16 protein-coding genes are annotated in these 18,871 nt (G+C 40.5%); 7 read left to right on the top strand and 9 right to left on the bottom strand.

All coding sequences use genetic code 11. The features are described 5' to 3' along the window. Positions 1 to 120: 120 nt before the first annotated feature. On the bottom strand, positions 121 to 2,004 hold the full coding sequence (htpG, locus tag JL001_RS07100) for a molecular chaperone HtpG (protein ID WP_200975428.1): 1,884 nt from the start codon (positions 2,002 to 2,004) through the stop codon (positions 121 to 123). Positions 2,005 to 2,335: 331 nt separating this feature from the next. On the opposite strand from htpG, the gene JL001_RS07095 reads away from it, so the two are divergent. From JL001_RS07095 to guaB, 4 genes are all read left to right on the top strand, one after another. Beyond that, on the top strand, positions 2,336 to 3,130 hold the full coding sequence (locus JL001_RS07095; RefSeq protein WP_200975427.1) for a formyl transferase: 795 nt from the start codon (positions 2,336 to 2,338) through the stop codon (positions 3,128 to 3,130). Between the two features lie 94 nt (positions 3,131 to 3,224). Beyond that, positions 3,225 to 4,385, top strand: a complete 1,161-nt coding sequence (locus tag JL001_RS07090; protein WP_200975426.1) for a homogentisate 1,2-dioxygenase — start codon at positions 3,225 to 3,227, stop codon at positions 4,383 to 4,385. A 97-nt stretch (positions 4,386 to 4,482) separates the two neighbouring features. Next, positions 4,483 to 5,670 carry an RsmB/NOP family class I SAM-dependent RNA methyltransferase gene (locus JL001_RS07085; RefSeq protein ID WP_200975425.1) on the top strand — a complete coding sequence of 396 codons (1,188 nt, stop codon included), beginning with the start codon at positions 4,483 to 4,485 and terminating at the stop codon, positions 5,668 to 5,670. Between the two features lie 206 nt (positions 5,671 to 5,876). Continuing rightward, positions 5,877 to 7,355 (top strand): IMP dehydrogenase, encoded by a 1,479-nt coding sequence (gene guaB / locus JL001_RS07080; protein WP_200975424.1) that lies wholly within the window; start codon positions 5,877 to 5,879, stop codon positions 7,353 to 7,355. A gap of 149 nt (positions 7,356 to 7,504) precedes the next feature. Here the strand turns inward: guaB and JL001_RS07075 are convergent, their stop codons facing one another. From JL001_RS07075 to JL001_RS07060, 4 genes are read right to left on the bottom strand one after another with little or no spacing between them, the layout of a single operon-like run. Continuing rightward, positions 7,505 to 8,071, bottom strand: coding sequence for an FKBP-type peptidyl-prolyl cis-trans isomerase (locus JL001_RS07075; RefSeq protein ID WP_200975423.1), 567 nt, complete (start codon positions 8,069 to 8,071; stop codon positions 7,505 to 7,507). A gap of 17 nt (positions 8,072 to 8,088) precedes the next feature. Continuing rightward, on the bottom strand, positions 8,089 to 8,631 hold the full coding sequence (locus tag JL001_RS07070; protein ID WP_200975422.1) for an FKBP-type peptidyl-prolyl cis-trans isomerase: 543 nt from the start codon (positions 8,629 to 8,631) through the stop codon (positions 8,089 to 8,091). A 4-nt stretch (positions 8,632 to 8,635) separates the two neighbouring features. After that, positions 8,636 to 9,580 carry an FKBP-type peptidyl-prolyl cis-trans isomerase gene (locus tag JL001_RS07065; protein WP_200975421.1) on the bottom strand — a complete coding sequence of 315 codons (945 nt, stop codon included), beginning with the start codon at positions 9,578 to 9,580 and terminating at the stop codon, positions 8,636 to 8,638. After that, positions 9,567 to 10,607 carry a bifunctional oligoribonuclease/PAP phosphatase NrnA gene (locus JL001_RS07060; RefSeq protein WP_200975420.1) on the bottom strand — a complete coding sequence of 347 codons (1,041 nt, stop codon included), beginning with the start codon at positions 10,605 to 10,607 and terminating at the stop codon, positions 9,567 to 9,569. Before JL001_RS07060 ends, JL001_RS07065 begins: the two co-directional genes overlap by 14 nt. Before the next feature lie 193 nt (positions 10,608 to 10,800). Between JL001_RS07060 and JL001_RS07055 the strand changes: the two genes are divergently transcribed. Further along, positions 10,801 to 11,223 (top strand): nucleoside-diphosphate kinase, encoded by a 423-nt coding sequence (locus tag JL001_RS07055; RefSeq protein WP_192010429.1) that lies wholly within the window; start codon positions 10,801 to 10,803, stop codon positions 11,221 to 11,223. A gap of 36 nt (positions 11,224 to 11,259) precedes the next feature. Here JL001_RS07055 and JL001_RS07050 read toward each other — a convergent pair whose 3' ends face one another. The 3 genes from JL001_RS07050 to JL001_RS07040 all read right to left on the bottom strand — a co-directional run bounded on the left by JL001_RS07050 (position 11,260) and on the right by JL001_RS07040 (position 13,399). Further along, positions 11,260 to 11,493 carry a Kazal-type serine protease inhibitor domain-containing protein gene (locus tag JL001_RS07050; protein ID WP_200975419.1) on the bottom strand — a complete coding sequence of 78 codons (234 nt, stop codon included), beginning with the start codon at positions 11,491 to 11,493 and terminating at the stop codon, positions 11,260 to 11,262. 104 nt (positions 11,494 to 11,597) lie between these two features. Further along, positions 11,598 to 12,647 (bottom strand): lysylphosphatidylglycerol synthase transmembrane domain-containing protein, encoded by a 1,050-nt coding sequence (locus tag JL001_RS07045; RefSeq protein WP_200975418.1) that lies wholly within the window; start codon positions 12,645 to 12,647, stop codon positions 11,598 to 11,600. Positions 12,648 to 12,652: 5 nt separating this feature from the next. Continuing rightward, positions 12,653 to 13,399 (bottom strand): ScpA family protein, encoded by a 747-nt coding sequence (locus JL001_RS07040; RefSeq protein WP_200975417.1) that lies wholly within the window; start codon positions 13,397 to 13,399, stop codon positions 12,653 to 12,655. A 193-nt stretch (positions 13,400 to 13,592) separates the two neighbouring features. On the opposite strand from JL001_RS07040, the gene dxs reads away from it, so the two are divergent. Together dxs and JL001_RS07030 are read left to right on the top strand one after the other, a co-directional pair. Beyond that, the gene (dxs, locus tag JL001_RS07035) at positions 13,593 to 15,515 is read left to right on the top strand and encodes a 1-deoxy-D-xylulose-5-phosphate synthase (RefSeq protein WP_200975416.1); all 1,923 of its coding nucleotides are present in this window, start codon (positions 13,593 to 13,595) and stop codon (positions 15,513 to 15,515) included. A gap of 108 nt (positions 15,516 to 15,623) precedes the next feature. Beyond that, positions 15,624 to 16,388: an alpha/beta fold hydrolase gene (locus JL001_RS07030; protein WP_200975415.1), complete on the top strand. Its 765-nt coding sequence runs from the start codon at positions 15,624 to 15,626 to the stop codon at positions 16,386 to 16,388. A 63-nt stretch (positions 16,389 to 16,451) separates the two neighbouring features. On the opposite strand, the gene JL001_RS07025 is transcribed toward JL001_RS07030, so the two are convergent. Then, positions 16,452 to 18,839 (bottom strand): TonB-dependent receptor, encoded by a 2,388-nt coding sequence (locus tag JL001_RS07025; protein WP_200975414.1) that lies wholly within the window; start codon positions 18,837 to 18,839, stop codon positions 16,452 to 16,454. Between the last annotated feature and the right edge of the window lie 32 nt (positions 18,840 to 18,871).

Here is an 18,871-nt window from a genome sequence, read left to right as displayed (position 1 = left end):
CCTGAAACCAGCCCATTTCTGATTTTTTTTAATAAAATCTTTTTCAGAACGAACTTTGAATCAAAGAAAAAGCCCCCAAAGAATCATATCCACGGGGGCCTTCTATAGCATTACGACTGACTAAATCATATCTACACTTCTTTTTACAAACTCTGTAAGATCTTTTCCAGAAAGCATACCTTGAGAAAGCATGGCCAGGTCAAAGGCTTGCTTGGCCAATTTTGACTGCTCCTCTTTACCTTCAGCCTTAAGGATTTTATCAATCACCTTATGGTTTCCATTGATGGCCACTTTATAGCTATCAGGCATCGCACCATAGAAGCCCATTCCTCCTCCAGTTTGAGCCATATCCTTCATCCTTCTCATAAACTCTTCCATGGTAATCGTTACGGGAAGTTCTTCTGGGCTTAAGCCTTCCACTTCAACCGCATAGCTTGGATTGCCTATTGCCTTTTCAAAGATTTCCTTGACCGATTTACTTTGGTCTTCGGTAAGGACATTCGCAGTGGCATCATCTTTTTTAATCAACTTATCCACTACATCAGCATCCACACGCTTCAAGGATGTCTTCTCTAGCTTTTGTTCCAGATTATTGATAAAGTGACTATCAATAGGCGAATCCAACACCAAAACATCATAATCCTTCTTGTCAGCTGACTGAATAAAGGCATCCTGCTTCTCAGCATCTGTGCTGTACAAGATAATGGCCTGGCCATCCTTATCGGTTTGATTGGCTTTTACCTTCTCCTGGTATTCAGCAATAGTAAAATGCTCTCCTTTGGTGTTCGTCAGTAAAGCAAAGTCTTTTCCTTTTTCATAGAACTTATCCTCACTGATCATCCCATATTTAACAAATAGCCCGATATCACTCCATTTGGATTCATAAGATGTTCTGTCTTTCTTAAACAGTTCAGCCAGCTTGTCTGCCACTTTTTTGGTGATGTAGCTATTGATTTTCTTCACATTACCATCCGCTTGCAAAAAGCTTCTGGATACGTTCAATGGAATATCTGGAGAATCAATAACCCCATGTAACAACATTAAAAATTCAGGCACAATATCCTTTACTTCGTCAGTAATGAATACCTGACGAGAGAATAGCTTGATCTTGTTCCTCTGCAACTCAAATTCATTCTTGACCTTAGGAAAATAAAGGACCCCTGTCAGGTTAAATGGATAATCCACATTTAGGTGAATCCAGAAAAGTGGATCTTCACTCATTGGATAAAGTTCCTTATAAAAGGACAAGTAATCCTCATCTTTTAAATCACTTGGGGACTTGGTCCAAATAGGCTCAGTGGTATTGATAATATTATCAACCTCCACTGACTTGTACTTAGTCTTACCTTCATCATCTTTGCCATCTTCTACACTTTCCGTCTTGGTCTCAAACTTGATAGGAACTGGCAAAAACTTACAATACTTGTCGAGGATTTCCTGTAGCTTCCATTTGTCCAAAAATTCCTCAGACTCCTCATTGATGTGGAGCGTTATCTCTGTACCTCTTTCTGTTCTGTCCCCTGCAGAAATTTCAAACGAGGTACTTCCATCACATGTCCATTTGGCAGGCTCAGCACCTTCTTGATAAGACAAAGAGTGAATATCCACTCGATGAGCCACCATAAAGGCGGAGTAAAAGCCCAGTCCAAATTTACCAATGATCTCATTGGCATCTTTGGCATCCTTGAATTTCTCCACAAATTCAGTCGCACCAGAAAATGCAATCTGATTAATGTATTTCTTAATCTCCTCAGCGGTCATCCCTAAACCTTTGTCGGAAATAGTAATGGTCTTCTTCTCCTTATCAAAGCTAACCTCTACGGTAATATCTCCCAGCTCTCCGGAATACTGTCCAAGCTGCGCCAATCTTTTGATCTTCTGTGTAGCATCCACTGCATTGGATACCAACTCTCTCAAAAAAATCTCATTATCTGAGTACAGAAACTTCTTAATGATCGGAAATATGTTCTCGGTATGGATCGAGATTGTGCCTTTCTCCTGCATAATTATATAGATTTTGAATTATTCGATTTAGTTATTTCCCTCATAACAAGCCTTGTTCCAATCCTATTTCTGTGTCAAATTGACAGAAATTAACATAACCAGTGACAGTAAAAAAATACCACTAGTAAAAATCATTCAGTTGAAATAAACAATTTGCTTAAAATAAGCGTTAAGTACAAAAAGTAAATATTTATACTTAAAATACATTTTTTTAGTATTAAAATAACTTATATTTAGAATACTAAAGAATTATTAACCCAAATATCCACAACTTGCACGCGGCTGAGAAGATCAGTGACGCTTATTGGTTTCATGTCAATTTTTACACCATATGAAAATAGTAATTATCAGTGAATGCAAAGCTAGGGAAATGCTCGTTTTGGAGAAAATATTACTTCAATACCCTAGGGCAGTAGTAATTCAACCCACTTTCTCTAATAACAACAAGAAAAGAAATTGGAAAGGCATTTTAAAAAGAATCCTTGTCAAAGCAAGGTATGGCAAATTGAAAAGGATCCTTTATAGTAGCGAGAAGAATACTGAAATAGTGAATAGGGTTCCGTTTGACGTAAAACAAATCAATTCAACTGAGGGAATTAATTTCTTAAAAAGACTTTCTCCTGACCTTTTAATTACTTGTAGAGCCCCTTTACTCAAGGAGGAAATAATCAACATACCGTCAATGGCTGCCGTGAATGTCCATTATGGAATCTCACCCAAATATCGTGGTAATGACACCTTATTTTGGCCATTGCTTTTCAAAGATTTCGACTACATAGGTGGATGCCTTCATCTTCTTAATAAAGGTGTGGATACGGGTAATATATTGGCGGAGGTCTATCCTGCTTTAAATAAAGAGGATACTGAAACTAGCATTGACATTAAAACTTCTGAACTCCTCGGCGAAACCCTAGTAAAATATATCCGAAAACTTGAGATAAGTCGCCGGACTATACCCGGCATCAAGCAGCTTGACAAGGGTAAAAATTATAGAAAAAATGACCGCACGATCCGGAAGAGCCTTAGGCTAATCTTTAGAGAAATAGCAGGCAAACAGCAAATACCTAATCGACCAGAAAAAGTAGTCACGCACTTTGAAGAAGAAAGTATTAGTATTTTTGCTTAAAGCCTTCCTAGCCTTTCCTACAAGATAGTTTCACCGCCATTCGATTATGCCATATAATTTATTAAATTGTATGGCATATAAACCCAAAAAAAGAATGGCATTTTATCATAAACTAGGCAACATTCCGCCTAAAAGACATACCCAATTTGAACAAGCTGACGGAAGCTTGTACAAGGAAGAACTGGTAAGTTCAAAAGGTTTTTCTGGAATTTATTCCATTTTATATCATATCCATAACCCCAATCAAGTAAAATCCATTGGTAAACCCAAGGCCTTTGACTGGGAGATAGCGAAAGAATATGGATTAAAACAAACACACCTAAACACTTCTGAAGTAAGCACTACGGGGAAAGATTATCTCCATGCCAGAAAAATACTGTTAAAAAACAGTGATGTAATGATGGGTATTTGTATTCCCGAAGACCGAAAAATGGATTATTTCTTCAAAAATGCAGATGGAGATGAAGTGATATTTGTCCATGAAGGGAATGGCAGCTTAATTTCTCAATTTGGCCGCTTGCAGGTAAAATCAGGCGACTATATCGTAATACCTAGAACCACGATTTATAAGTTTGAATGGAAAAAAGGTAAGGTAAAATTATTAGTGATCGAATCTGTCAGCCCAATAGAAACCGTCAGAAGATATCGGAATGAAGTAGGCCAACTCCTAGAACACTCCCCTTACTGCGAAAGGGATATCAGAGTTCCTGACAAACTAGTTTTAGAAAAAGAAGAAGGCGACTACCTAGTTCAAATCAAAAAGCAGGGGCAATTACATCAATATACTTACGAACACAGCCCTTTAGATATAGTTGGCTGGGACGGATACTTATTCCCTTATGCCCTTTCCATCCATGATTTTGAACCTATCACAGGACGGATACATCAACCACCTCCAGTCCACCAAACTTTTCAATCAGCCGGCTTTGTCATTTGTTCCTTTGTTCCAAGGCTGTTTGACTATCATCCTTTATCCATTCCTGCTCCTTACAACCATTCCAACATAGACTCTGATGAAGTATTGTATTATGTGGATGGAGAGTTTATGAGCAGAAAAGGCATCAATAGAGGCTCATTCACCTTGCATATGGGAGGTTTACCCCATGGACCACATCCCGGAACCGTTGAAAAAAGCATTGGAAAGAAAAAAACGGAGGAAACAGCTGTCATGCTGGATACTTTCAAATCGCTTTACCTTACCCAAGATGCTTTGAGATTTGTGGACAAAAACTACCCTATGAGTTGGTCTGAATAGCCTATTCAACTTTGAAAGCCTTGTATCTTTCTGGCTGCTTTCCCCAGCCTTGCTTTTAATTTCCCTATCTTTGCAGATTCAAATCAATTAAAGACACATGAGGCTTCATTCCAATACCGTATACGGAGTTGTCAATGCCATAGACGAAATTTTCAACAATCAGCAATATGCTGACAAGGTGATAGAAAGAACGCTAAAATCCAATCCTAAATGGGGCTCAAGGGACAGAGGGTTTATCGCCGAATCTGCCTATGAAATGGTGAGATGGTGGCGTTTGATCAATGAGGTCAGTCCTACAGATGACTTGTTCCATCTTTTTGCCACTTATTGGTTAATGCAGGGAAACGAAGTGCCTCCTTGGAGGGAATTTGATGGTATAGATGTCGATAAAGTCAAGCAGCGTTATGAAGCTATTTCCAGCAGAGCGATATTGCAATCCATTCCTGATTGGATGGACGAAATGGGCTCCGAATTGCTGGGTGATAAATGGGATGATGAAATCAATGCCCTCAATGAGCAAGCCCAAGTGGTCATCAGAGCCAATTCATTAAAAATAACCCGCGAGGATTTAGCCAATCGCCTGAAAGAAGATAATATCGAAACTTTTGCACCCAAAGGATACCGGGATGCCCTGGTCCTTGCAAAAAGACAAAATATATTCAGAAACCCTGCATTTAAGGAAGGACTCTTCGAAGTGCAGGACGCCTCTTCCCAATTAGTAGCCGATGCTTTGGATGTACAGCCAGGAATGCGGGTAATCGATGCCTGTGCGGGAGCTGGAGGTAAATCCTTACACTTGGCCGCACTAATGCAAAACAAAGGCAAAATACTCTCGATGGACGTAGAAGAGTGGAAACTCAAAAACACCAAACTAAGAGCCAGGAGAAACGGCATCAGCATAATCGAAACCAAGACGATCGAAGGCAGCAAAACGATTAAAAGATTAAAGGATTCCGCTGATAGATTGCTATTGGACGTCCCTTGTTCTGGCATGGGTGTTTTAAGAAGAAACCCTGATACCAAGTGGAAACTTAGCCCAGAATCCATTTCAAATGTCCGACTAATTCAGCAAGACATTCTACAAGGCTACAGCTCCATGGTCAAATCTGGGGGAGTAATGATCTACGCTACTTGTAGTATTTTACCTACCGAAAACCAAATGCAGGTAGAGCAATTTCTTCAAAGTGACAAAGGCCAAAACTTCAAACTACTTGAAGATCAAAAAGTTTTGGCTCATGAAAGTGGTTTTGATGGATTTTACATCGCCAAGCTTCAACGAAAGTAAATTTGGCTTGCTAGGGAAATGACTTTTAATATCAAGCATTTCCCTAGTTTATACACCCACAACCTCCCTGTTTACTTTCCAAAGAATATTCCTTCAAGACTTATTTTTTAGCCAAAAATTTAAATTATTTTTTAACTATCGTTGATTCACATTCAAATTTGTTTGTATCTTTGACGGGCAAATAGGGTTCCTTAACCAAGTTTGCCATGAATCTAAATACCGATAAATTCCTCTTCGAAGCACTCACCTATGACGACGTGCTTTTGGTGCCTGGATACTCAGAAGTACTCCCTCGCGACACCGACACTTCCACTCAACTTACTAAAAAAATCCGGCTAAACATTCCTTTGGTTTCAGCAGCTATGGATACTGTTACCGAAGCGGAATTGGCTATTGCCATTGCTTTGGAAGGTGGCTTAGGCTTTATCCATAAAAACATGACCATTGAGCAGCAAGCAGCTCAAGTAAGGAAAGTGAAGCGTTCCCAAAGTGGAATGATCCTGGATCCTATCACCCTTCAAATTGACGCCAAAGTTAAAGATGCGGAGGCGATAATGAGGGAATTCCATATTGGAGGTATTCCTGTCGTGGACAAAGACAGAAACCTAATGGGAATCATTACCAACAGGGACTTGAGATTTATCAAAGACCAGCAAAAACCTGTTAAGGAAATCATGACTTCTGCCAATCTGATCACTGCCAAAGCAGGTATCACTTTGGAACAAGCAGAAGAAATCCTTCAAGAGCATAAAATTGAAAAGCTTCCTATCATTGACGAGGACAATAAGCTAACTGGTTTGATCACTTATAAGGATATCCTGAAAAGAAAAGATAAGCCTAACGCTTGTAAAGATGAATATGGAAGACTGAGAGTAGGAGCAGCCGTTGGTGTAACTGCAGATATAGTAGATAGGGTGCAGGCTTTGAAAGACGCAGGAGTTGACGTTGTTTCAATCGACACAGCTCATGGTCACTCTAAAGGAGTAATCGATACCTGTAAAAAAATTAAAGAAACTTTCCCTGACCTTGAAGTTATCGTAGGTAACATTGCCACTCCTGAAGCTGCCAAAGCGCTAGCTGAAGCAGGTGCTGACGCAGTGAAAGTAGGTGTTGGGCCTGGTAGTATCTGTACCACCAGGGTGATCGCTGGAGTTGGAGTTCCCCAGCTATCTGCTGTTTTTGAATGTGCCAAGGCACTTGAAAACACTGGTGTACCAGTTATCGCTGATGGTGGAATTCGCTATTCTGGAGATTTGGTGAAGGCTGTTGCTGCAGGCGCAAGTTCTATTATGATCGGTTCATTACTCGCTGGAACAGAAGAGGCTCCTGGAGAAATGATCATCTATCAAGGCAGAAAATTCAAAACGTATCGTGGTATGGGCTCTTTGGAAGCTATGGAATCAGGATCCAAAGACCGCTACTTCCAAGATGCTGAAGACAATATCAAAAAACTAGTACCAGAAGGTATTGTGGGACGTGTGGCTTTTAAAGGCCTGGTCTCAGAGGTATTGTATCAACTGGTAGGTGGACTTCAAGCAGGTATGGGCTACTGTGGCACACAAACTGTTACTGACCTTCAGAAAAATGGCAAGTTTGTAAAAATAACCGCTGCAGGTGTTCATGAATCCCATCCACATGACATCAGCATCACAAGGGAAGCACCTAACTACAGTGTGAAAGGATAAGAAGAAAAGTAACTTCATAAAAGCAAAGGCGATCCAGTTGGATCGCCTTTGCTTTTTCAATCATTCCGAAATCAGCTTATACATAAATAAAAAAAGAGCTCAATCTACAGTGAGCTCTTTTTTTTATTTATCTTATCTGACTTGACTGATCAATCCATTCCAAGAAAATCCACTTCGAATACCAATACTGAATTGGCAGGAATAGTTTCACGATCCACGTCCCTATATGCATAAGGAGAAGGAATAATGATCACTCCTTTGGAACCGCTTCTAAGCCTTTTGAAGCCTAAACTAAACCCATAAATGGCTCCAGAAGAAGTTGAATTGGAAGCACTAACGACATAGAAAGGAAAAGGATTGTACTCATCTCCATCTTCGTGCAGACCATTTTCCTCCGCTACTGATTGAATATTGGTATCAAAAACCGACCCATCGGTCAACTTGCCAACATAATTGGTATAAACCAAATTACCATTAAAAGGTCTTGAGCCAGTCCCTTCCTCCTGTACAATAATCACCACACCACTAGGGTCATGAATCCTGTACAGACTATCGTATTCAGCAGTCTCCAAGTATTCAGCGATCTTCACACTGTCTTTCTCCAAATTTCCCGCCACGTCATAAACCGGACCTAAATCATAAGGATTATTGGGCTCACAAGAAATCATCCCTGCTATCACCATCAAACCTAATATCCCAAAAATATACTGCTTCATATTACTTTAAAGTTGTACTAGTCTTTATCAATTTCCTTTAGATCTAAATCAAAGATCAATACTGAATTGGCCGGTATCTGACTAGAAATCTCTGTATTACCATAGCCATAATAAGAAGGCATAATCACTCTTGCCCGATCACCCTCTTCCATTTTTGAAAGACCGATGATTACTCCAGAAATCAAAGTGTTATACCCATAAATATACTCTAAAGGCTCGTAATCCCTTTCAGAGGAGTAAATGCCATTTTCCCTGGCTACTGCCTCAACAGAAGTATCAAATACACTCTCATCCAAAAGCATTCCTGTATAGTCCACATATAAGCTGTCATCATTTTCAGGAACAACTCCGGAATAAGAAAGGTACTCCCACAAAATCACTATACCTGTTGCTTCATCTTGGTAGAAATCAACAAATTGATAGTCTGTCTGATCTAAGTAGGCATCGATTTTTGCCAGGTCTTTTTGATATATTTCTTGGGCAGTTTCCTGATCAGAAATACAAGAAGCAAACAGCCCTGAAATAAGGGCTGCTGCAAATATTATAATAAGATTTTTCATTCAATTATTTCTGAACATCTACTACTTCAACGTCGAAAACCAAAATAGAGTTTGGCTTAATGACTTCTCCAGCCTGTCTAGGGCCATAAGCTAAAGTAGAAGGGATCAACAATTTTGCCTTACTTCCACCTTTCAATAACTGTAAACCTTCATCCCAACCAGGAATCACTCTTCCTTGGCCTACCATCACACTGAAAGGCTCATATGGACGACCTTCATTGAAGATATCATTTTCTTTGGCCACTTCTTCTACACTAGTATCGAATACTGTTCCGTCCAGAACATAACCTGTATAGTTTACAGAAACGGTATTTCCTTCCTCTACAGATTCTCCATTACCTTCTTCCTCTATGATATAGAAAAGACCAGACTCTGTCTTAGTAGCATTTAAGCTATTTTCCGCCATATAGTCCTGAATCATTTTGATATCTGTCGCCAATTGCTCTTCAGATTTTTGCTCCATTTTGGCACGTTGCTTCTCCTGCACTTTGGTCATGAAATCCTGCATCTCAGATTCATCCAAGATATCAACCACACCTATGTTCAAGGTAACTGTTTCATCAGCAGTCAGGAATGGAGGTGTGTTCATTTCACCAAAAATCTTCGAAGCAGTAGAAGAAAACTGAATACTGTCTCCTTTACAAAGATTGGAAAAAATCTCATCGATCCCTGGTCTTACCTTAGTGGTATCATACCTTTTGATAGAATCATTGTGAACCATATAAGCCGGCGCGCCATTTTCTATACTTGAGATAAAGACGGAGTCCTTACTATTCTTTGCTGTAAATTCATAAATTACAAACTGGCCATTTTCTGGCTTTACAGTACCCTCTTCGATGTAAGTATATTCTGTCCCATCTTCAGTGGTCTTGCTTTTTTGACAAGATACTACGCCGAAACATGTTGCCAACACACCTGCTGACAACATCAAACTTTTAATGTTTTTCATTGACTAACTCTAGTTGATTTAATAATCTTTCCTGATTTTCTTTTATTAATTTTTCAAATTTCTCAATTGTCTCCTTAAGTGGCAAGTCTGATTTGCCACCAGCAGCATTTTTGTGCCCTCCACCATTGAAATATTTTGCTGCAAACTTGTTTACAGCGATATCTTCTACAGACCTGAAGGAAATCTTGACACCATCTTTGCGCTCGGTAAACAAAGCGGCTATTTTTATCCCATCCAGTGAAAGAGCATAATTTACCAACCCTTCTGTATCACCCGTACGGGAATCATATTTCTTAAGATCTCTTTTAGAAATCCAAAAATATGCGGTATGAAGATCATTGTGAATGATCAACCTTCTACTTAAGGCAAAACCTATAAATTTTAGACGGTTTACAGAATTGGTATCGTATATCAAACGGGAAATTTTTGCATTGTCAGCACCCAAGCCAATCAACTCAGCAGTGACCATATGCACATGTTTGGTGGTATTTGGATGACGAAAGCCTCCTGTATCGGTCATAATACCCGAGTACAGGCAATCTGCAATATCAGCATCAATAAGATCTTTATCCCCCAATTTAACAATCAGGTCAAAAACCAACTCACAGGTAGCAGCTGCCTCAGTGCTCCAATACCTAAAATCCGCAAAATCTTCCGGGTCTAGGTGATGATCGATATTTACTTTGACAGCAGTAGACTGCTTGACCATTTCACCCAGTTCATTGATCCTGCCAAGGCAGGAAAAATCAAGGCAAATGACCATTTCAGCAGCTGTCATTTTCTCATTGATTTCCTTCGCGTGGCCCTTCTCCTCAAAGTTCAGTACTTCATCATTACCTTTCATCCAATACAAAAAGGAAGGATAATCAGAAGGCGTAATCACAGCTACCTCATGATCTTTTTTCTTGAGGTAATTGGCCATCCCCAGGGATGATCCCAAAGCATCTGCATCGGGCTTGTGATGTGTGGTGATTACGATTTTCTTTGGTGAGGACAGTAGTTTTTTAAATGACTCTAACTCTAGCATCTACATTATTTTAGTAGCACTTTTCACAGTACACAAGATGCAAAGGTCATTATAATTTTTTAAAAATCCCAATTTATATAAGCCGCTAAAAATGAATAAGATAACCTACAAATAATGTCATATACCATGACTTTCCATTAAAAACACTATTTTTGCAGCCGAAATATAAACCTTATATTCTAAATAAATACAAATGGCAAGTAACAGAACATTCACTATGATCAAGCCTGATGCTTTCGGCGCAGGTAATTCAGGTGCGATCCTTAAAATGATCGAAGAGGCAGGATTTAAAATTGTAGCGATCAAAGCCACTCAGCTTACTGCTGAGCTAGCAGGTAAATTCTACGCTGTACATAAGGAGCGTCCTTTTTACAATGACCTTTGCAACTACATGTCTTCAGGCCCTATCATCGCTGCCATCCTTGAAAAAGACAATGCAGTGGAAGACTTTAGAAAATTGATCGGTGCTACCAACCCTGCTGATGCAGCTGAGGGAACCATCCGTAAGTTGTTTGCCAAGTCTATCGAAGCAAATGCCGTTCACGGCTCTGATTCTGACGAAAATGCTGAAATCGAAGGAAACTTTTACTTCAGCCAATTCGAAAGAGTACTATAATATCACACTAAACTCCTCTGGAAAACCAGGGGAGTTTTACTTTTCACAGGCTCCTTCTGTCCAAGACTTCACTCCAGCAGCAGCAGCATAGCAGTCATTTGCGTAGGTCTTTCCGTCGCATCCACAAACTGGCGCATAGATTTCATAGCAAGCAGCATTGGGATTAATTTTATCCGGATCAATGCAATTCTTTCCTGAACCAGGTTCATTGTCTTCACACTGAAAGGCCAATAGCAACATGACTCCAGCGATTAAAGAAAGCTTTTTCATCTTTAAATCTTTATTGTTCCTTCCTAGACGCAAGTCTGTCAAAAACTGATACACTGAAAACTCAATTGGGGTTAGTTATATGTATGCCCTCAGAAGGCCTTTGCTTATTTCTTTTTGAAAAAAACCTGCCTGATCCACCTTGGCAAAAAGATCGCTCCCAGAAGTAAATAAGGATAATAGGACAACATCCTCCACAGGATGCTGGTTACAAAGGTGTAATTGGACAAAAACTCATAAAAGAACTGGGCAAAGAAGAACTCTGCCGTACCACTACTGCCTGGTGTTGGAGAAATCATCATCACGATCCACATGATAATTTGCCTTGCAAATACGATAATGTGTTGTGATAAACTCAGGTCCACATAAGCTGTTATCAGTGCATTCAGCATCAAGTACCGCGAAGACCAAATAAAGATCGTCGCAAGTATAATGGTCAGCCAATATCCTAATTTCTTACCTTGAAGCTCTTTGCTTGATTCTATGATTTGATCCCCATATTCACTCGCATTATGCTTCCATTTCCTGATCCATTTGATGCTAAAGATTTTTAGAAGTACCCACTTAAAAACTCTCGGACGATAAAATAAAGCCAAAGCCATAATCAAGGAATAAACCGCATACAAGGAATAGCTCAGCCAAAAGATCAAATTCAAGCTCTTACCCAAACGCAGTTCTAGCACCCTGCTTTCCGGAAAAATACTTCCTTGGGCCAAGTACAAAACAATAGGAGCTCCAATCACAAAAAACAGGTTGTCTAAAATAGCAGTGATCATCACATAAGCAATGGCTTTACCTAGCTTGATCCCTTCTTTGTGCAATATAAATACCGCTACAGCTGTTCCTCCTACAATAGATGGCGTTACCGCGGAAGCAAATTCCCAGAGGATAATGACATAGATCGCTCTGGTCCAAGTCAATTTCTTGTCGGTAATTTCCCGGATTCGAAATACATAACCCGCATCTCTCATGGCTATTACCAAAAAGGCTATCCCTAAGCTAAGCAAGGAAGCATCAAATACACTTTCCAAATTTTCCCTGGTGATAGACGGGTCGGTATAGAACATCAAAAAGACTATTCCAATACCTATCAGCACGGGAATCCAAACCTTATTCGGGTTAAGTGTTTTGAAAATCTCTTTGTTGTCTAACTTCATAAATACTAGGCCGGAATTTCTTCTGTTTTCTCTACCCAAAAATTATTAAACCCTTCTCCCAACTTGATAGTCACCATGGAAAGTTGCAAGAGCTCCAAAATTGCCAAAAAGGTGTAGATCACGAATATTTTATCAGGTTTATATTCAATAAACTCAGAAAAGGGCATTCGTTTCTTAAAGCTTATTTTATCTAGTACAAAGTTTTTTTGCTGATCTATAGTATAGGGGTACTGAATGACTGTATGCGTGGTTTCATCGGTTCGGGCGACATACTTCGCCATGACCTTTTGAAAAACCTTAAGAATTTTATATAAATCCAAATCCTGGATTTCACTCTCTACATTGTCAATCTTGCTAAGTTCCTTGAGTTCTGTCGCAATGTTGCCACGTTTTTCTTTGGTCATTCTCTCCGCCTCCATTTCTGACAAATCAGAAATGACAGACTTGTATTTTTTATATTCCAATAAATGCTTGATCAATTCCTCACGTGGATCAATCTCCTCTCCGTTCTCATCCAGCTCCGGTCGCGGGATCAACATCTTGGATTTAATTTTCATCAAAGTAGCTGCCACAAGTATAAATTCGCTGGCCACTTCTATCTCCATTTTCTCCAAATGCTGCAGGTAATCGAGGAAATCATGGGTGATTTTTGAGATCGGAATGTCATAAATATCCAACTCATCCCGCTCAATAAAGAACAGGAGCAAATCGAATGGTCCTTCAAAAAGCGGTAATTTGATCTCGAAACTCACTGGATACTATTAAATTTCTCTTAATTTTGCGATCGAATTGAATATCAAAGATATTACATATATACAAAAATCAACATGAGACCGTTCAAAATCAATAAGAATTCTTATTGATAAAAAGATTGGCTAAATTTTGGCTATATTGAAAACAATAGAATCAAGTCTCAGTTATTATTGCACACGGGACTAACTTGCAATGCTAATAGAACCAGGAAAACTACTCGCACAAATCAACTCTCCTGATGAACTGAAAAAGTTCAGGAAGGATCAACTCGTACAAATATGCGAAGAGTTGCGTCAGTATATCATTGACAGTGTGTCTGTCTATGGAGGACATTTCGGAGCCAGCTTAGGGGTAGTTGAACTAACTGTTGCATTGCACTATGTGCTTAACACCCCTTCAGACCAGTTAATCTGGGACGTAGGCCATCAGGCATACGGCCATAAAATTTTGACAGGAAGAAGGGAAAAATTCCACACGAACAGACTTTACAAAGGTATCTCGGGTTTCCCTAAGCGAAAGGAAAGTGAATATGACAGTTTTGGAGTGGGTCACTCCAGCACTTCCATTTCTGCCGCACTGGGAATGGCCATGGCTTCCAAGTATAAAGGGGATGATTTAAAACAGCATGTTGCTGTGATCGGTGATGGCTCCATGACAGGAGGGATGGCTTTTGAGGCCATGAACCATGCAGGAGTATCGGACACCAACATGATCATCATCCTTAATGACAACTGCATGTCCATAGATCCCAATGTCGGTGCATTAAGAGATTACCTTACGGACATTACCACTTCCCAGACTTATAACAGGTTCAAAGATGATCTTTGGAGGATATTAGGCAAGTTCAGCAAGTTTGGATCCAGTGCCCAAGAAATCATCTCCAAAGTAGAAGGAGCTGTCAAATCAGCTTTGCTCAAACAAAGCAACCTTTTTCAATCCTTAAATCTTCGCTACTTCGGCCCTGTCGATGGCCATGATGTCAACCACTTGGTAGAAGTGCTCAATGATTTAAAGAAAATCCCAGGGCCTAAAATCCTTCATTGCCTAACGGTGAAAGGAAAGGGCTATGACTTGGCTGAAAAAGACCAAACCAAGTGGCACGCTCCCGGTAAATTTGATAAAATCACAGGCGAAATCGCCAAAAAGATACATGACACACCTCAGCCTCCCAAGTATCAGGATGTCTTTGGACATACTTTGGTAGAGCTGGCTGAAGAAGATGAAACCATCATGGGCATCACACCTGCTATGCCTTCAGGTTCATCCATGAACATCATGATGAAGGAAATGCCTCATAGGGCATTTGATGTGGGCATTGCCGAACAGCATGCGGTCACCTTCTCAGCAGGTTTGGCCACCCAAGGCCTAAAACCATTCTGTAACATCTACAGTACCTTTATGCAGCGTGCTTATGACCAAGTAGTACATGATGTATGCCTGCAAAATCTCCCTGTAGTCTTTTGTCTGGACCGCGCAGGTTTTGCGGGTGCAGATGGACCTACACACCACGGTGCCTATGATTTGGCATATTTCAGATGTGTGCCTAACCTAGTGGTAAGTGCCCCTATGAATGAAGAAGAACTTCGAAACATGATGTATTCTGCTTCCAAATTTGATGGGCCATATTCCATTAGATACCCTAGAGGGCAAGGTGTCATGCCTGACTGGAGAACACCTATGCGCGAAATCCCAACTGGACAGGGCAGAATCATCAAAGAAGGTGAAGAAGTAGCCATCTTGACCATTGGGCACATCGGCAACTATGCCATTGAAGCTTGTGAACAATTAGAAAAAGAAGGGTTAAATCCAGCTCACTACGATATGCGTTTTGTTAAACCATTGGATGAATCACTACTCCATGAAGTGTTTGGCAAATTCAAGAAAGTAATCACTGTGGAAGATGGTTGCCTGATGGGAGGATTTGGTAGCGCTGTCCTGGAATGGATGATGGACCATGATTACCAAGCTCAGGTGAAGCGTTTGGGTATCCCAGATGATATTATCGAACATGGTACCCAATTGGAACTACATAGAGAGTGTGGCTTTGACCCAGACGGAATCGCTACTGCGGTAAAAAAGTTAGCTGAACCAGTCTCTGCTGGACAACACTCATAATATATTAAAAAAATTCCTGGCATGATTGAGCATCATGTCAGGAATTTATATTTTTTCCCTCTGCCATTCCTTTTTGGCAAAACTCTTTTTAAAAGTTAACTTCACTTCATGACAACTTCTATTGAATATACCGACCAAGGTCATGGTACGCCCGTTATTTTTATCCACGGCTTTTGCGAAGCCAAAGAGATGTGGAAAAGATTTGAAACGGAATTTTCACCCTATTATCGAGTACTTTGTCCAGACCTTCCAGGTTGTGGAGAAACCAAATGGTTTGAAGAAAGTATCAGCTTGGAGTATACGGCAGAGTTACTAAAGGATTGGATCAATAAGCTCAACTTAGAAAAGCCAATTGTCATTGGTCATTCTTTAGGGGGATATGTAAGCTTAGCCCTTGCAGAATTGATGGGTGATGAACTTGGCGGAATAGGCTTATTCCATTCCACGGCTTTTGCTGATGATGAAGAAAAAAAAGGAGTCAGAAACCGAACCATTACCTTTGTGGAAAAACATGGGGTGAATACTTTCATCGATTCCTTTGTGCCTCCCCTTTTCACTGAGGAACACCGCGAGACCATGAAGGATAGTATACAAGAAGTCGTAAAAATCGCCAAAACCACTACCTTCCAAGGCCTGGTTTCATTTACGCGGGCCATGCGGGACAGAAAAGACCGGATGAATATACTTCGGGATTTCCGGGGCAAAAAACTGATGATTGCCGGAGTTTTGGATGGGGCTGTCAAAATTGAAGCCAGCCGAAAACATCAATCTTATGTGGATTATTATCATGAACTTCCCAATGCTGGTCACATGGGTATGTTCGAACAGGAACTAGAGACCCTACAAATGATCAAAGAGTTTCTTCAAGCATAATCAAGTGAATTTGAAATTCAAAAGCCCATGGCGAATTGCCATGGGCTTTTCTTGTATCTACGCTTAAAACTTAATATTTACCCCGGCCATAAAATTGGTTCCGGCCATAGGATAGTAATAATTCTCAGTGACCAACTCTCGACCATTGCCACCAGGAATGAAATAGCTAAAAGTATAGCCATTGGGCTCATACATTTTATTGAAAATATTGTTCACTTTAACATTGAACTCCAATGCTTTCACAAACCTTGGACGAAGCGTATAAACTAGCCTCACATCATTGGTGAGGTAAGCATCTAGCTTTCGACCCTCGTTTTGGGTATTGTCCAAATACTGGTCATCCACATATTTGGTCATCCAGCTGATCTCCATGTTTTTGATGGGCCTGAAGTCAATCATCACCGAGCCAACCATATTTGGTGAAAAGGCAATATCTGTATCAGTATAACTAAAAGACTCCTGCTGAAACTCCTCAGCCGCATAATCATCCACATATTCCGTAAACTCGTCAATCTTATTTTTACTGAAAGCAATATTCCCCCCTAAAGTCCACATAGGGGATAACCTTACAGCACCATCCAATTCAATCCCCGCTCGATAGGAGTTTTTCACATTTTCGCGGATATATGCCCCGACATCGTTGATCTGCCCTGTCAGGATCAACTGGTCATGATAGCCCATGTAGTAGAAGTTCGCATTGTAGCTGAAATTACCTTGCTTCACCCTAACACCGGCCTCCACGTTATTAAGCCTTTCCGGCCTTGGAATTTCCGTAATAGGATTATCTGTAAAATCACTTCTTACAGGCTCCCTATTGGCTACTGCATAAGAGGCATACCATGTTTTGCCATTACCTGATTCATAACTGACGCCCACTTTTGGATTAAAGAAATCATAGTGCTGCTGACCATCCACTACCCGTTGATCATCATTTACACCTTGAAATTGGTAATCAATCTGTCTAAACTGGAGGTCTCCAAAAAGATACAATCGCTCTGCTACTTCATAGGTGGCCTTAGCATAAACATTTCGATCGTCTTTGACCGCATTATTATCATAATAGCGATCCCTGATTTCAGTATCACCAGCTATCCTGGCCCAGATGATTTCTCCAAAATGATCCCCATCATAGCGATTGGCACCACCACCTAAAATAGCATCCCATCTTCCATCATCTGACACATAACTCAAAGAGAACACCCCTCCGTAAAAATCATTGTCCAGCCACCTTCTTCTAATGATATCAGTGCTTTCGATGGTCTCGTCTCCAATCACTACAGGATCCAAACCATAACTGGCAAAATCATCATCCGCACGGTATTGCTCATAGTAGCCTCGGCCGTAAGTATAATGCAATGCCACGTTGGCTTTCCAGTTTTGGCCTAACTTACCTGTATAAATGAACTGGTAGTGGTCTTGCTGATAATTGTCGGTTTCATTATCATAGGTATAATAATTGAAAGTCCGGTCATCCTCCAGTTTGGATGCTGGCAAGCCATACCAAGACTGATAAGTCTGCTCTTTTCCTGAAAATACATTTACTTTAAAAACATGGTCATCACCATAGTATCCACCAGAAACAAAATAAGATTTCAAGTCAGAAAAAGCCCTGTCTACATAACCATCGGAGCTGATCTGGGAGAGCCTTGCATCTACTGCCCACCGATTGTTGAGTAAGCCTGTCCCTGCTTGTACCGTGTGCTTCCATGAGTTAAAAGAGCCATAAGAATTGGCTATTTCCGCATAGGGTTCTTCTTTTTTGGTGTCGGTCTGAATATTCATACTGGCTCCAAAAGTAGCTGCTCCATTGGTAGAAGTTCCTACCCCGCGTTGGATCTGGATGTTGTCCACCGAGCTGGCAAAGTCAGGCATATTTACCCAAAATACCCCGTGGGATTCCGCATCATTCATAGGAATTCCATTCACCGTCACATTAATACGGGTCTGGTCAGAACCCCTGATTCTCATTCCTGTATAGCCAATGCCTGCTCCAGCATCCGAATGGGTAACCACAGAAGGAGTATAATTAAGCAAAATCGGAATATCCTGCCCCAAATTATTTTTGGCCAGCTCCTCTTTGGTAATGGTCTGGAAGGTAGTTGGAGTTGTTTCCGAGGCCCTGGTAGCCGACACAATAAATTCTTCCGTCAGCAGGCTATTCCTCTCCAAAGAAATATCCAGCTGACCTACAGGCACCTGGATTTCCCGGTTAAAAGTTTCGTAACCCACAAAAGAGACTTTAAGCGTAAATGCACCATTAGGTACATTTTTGATAGAGAAATTTCCCTCCACATCGGCTGTACTTCCTCTACCAGTACCTTCCAATATTACATTGGCGCCAATTAGTACTTCTCCTGTTTCCGCATCCTTTATGCGGCCATTAACTTGATTTTGTGCCATAGCACCAAACCCGACCAGCAGACAAACTGCGGTCATCAACAAGCGTTTCATTATGCAATGAATTTAATTTGGTTAAACATCAA

Source organism: Echinicola sp. 20G (genome assembly GCF_015533855.1).
Taxonomy (GTDB): Bacteria; Bacteroidota; Bacteroidia; order Cytophagales; family Cyclobacteriaceae; genus Echinicola.
The sequence above is the reverse complement of the archived record's forward strand: the minus strand, read 5'-3'. Positions and strand labels throughout refer to the sequence as shown.

Bases quoted from the DNA above. Each gene is read 5' to 3' on its own strand.
- htpG (WP_200975428.1), bottom strand. From the start codon at position 2,004: ATGCAGGAGAAAGGCACAATCTCGATCCATACCGAGAACATATTTCCG.
- JL001_RS07095 (WP_200975427.1), top strand. From the start codon at position 2,336: ATGAAAATAGTAATTATCAGTGAATGCAAAGCTAGGGAAATGCTCGTT.
- JL001_RS07090 (WP_200975426.1), top strand. From the start codon at position 3,225: ATGGCATTTTATCATAAACTAGGCAACATTCCGCCTAAAAGACATACC.
- JL001_RS07085 (WP_200975425.1), top strand. From the start codon at position 4,483: ATGAGGCTTCATTCCAATACCGTATACGGAGTTGTCAATGCCATAGAC.
- guaB (WP_200975424.1), top strand. From the start codon at position 5,877: ATGAATCTAAATACCGATAAATTCCTCTTCGAAGCACTCACCTATGAC.
- JL001_RS07075 (WP_200975423.1), bottom strand. From the start codon at position 8,071: ATGAAGCAGTATATTTTTGGGATATTAGGTTTGATGGTGATAGCAGGG.
- JL001_RS07070 (WP_200975422.1), bottom strand. From the start codon at position 8,631: ATGAAAAATCTTATTATAATATTTGCAGCAGCCCTTATTTCAGGGCTG.
- JL001_RS07065 (WP_200975421.1), bottom strand. From the start codon at position 9,580: ATGAAAAACATTAAAAGTTTGATGTTGTCAGCAGGTGTGTTGGCAACA.
- JL001_RS07060 (WP_200975420.1), bottom strand. From the start codon at position 10,607: ATGCTAGAGTTAGAGTCATTTAAAAAACTACTGTCCTCACCAAAGAAA.
- JL001_RS07055 (WP_192010429.1), top strand. From the start codon at position 10,801: ATGGCAAGTAACAGAACATTCACTATGATCAAGCCTGATGCTTTCGGC.
- JL001_RS07050 (WP_200975419.1), bottom strand. From the start codon at position 11,493: ATGAAAAAGCTTTCTTTAATCGCTGGAGTCATGTTGCTATTGGCCTTT.
- JL001_RS07045 (WP_200975418.1), bottom strand. From the start codon at position 12,647: ATGAAGTTAGACAACAAAGAGATTTTCAAAACACTTAACCCGAATAAG.
- dxs (WP_200975416.1), top strand. From the start codon at position 13,593: ATGCTAATAGAACCAGGAAAACTACTCGCACAAATCAACTCTCCTGAT.
- JL001_RS07030 (WP_200975415.1), top strand. From the start codon at position 15,624: ATGACAACTTCTATTGAATATACCGACCAAGGTCATGGTACGCCCGTT.
- JL001_RS07025 (WP_200975414.1), bottom strand. From the start codon at position 18,839: ATGAAACGCTTGTTGATGACCGCAGTTTGTCTGCTGGTCGGGTTTGGT.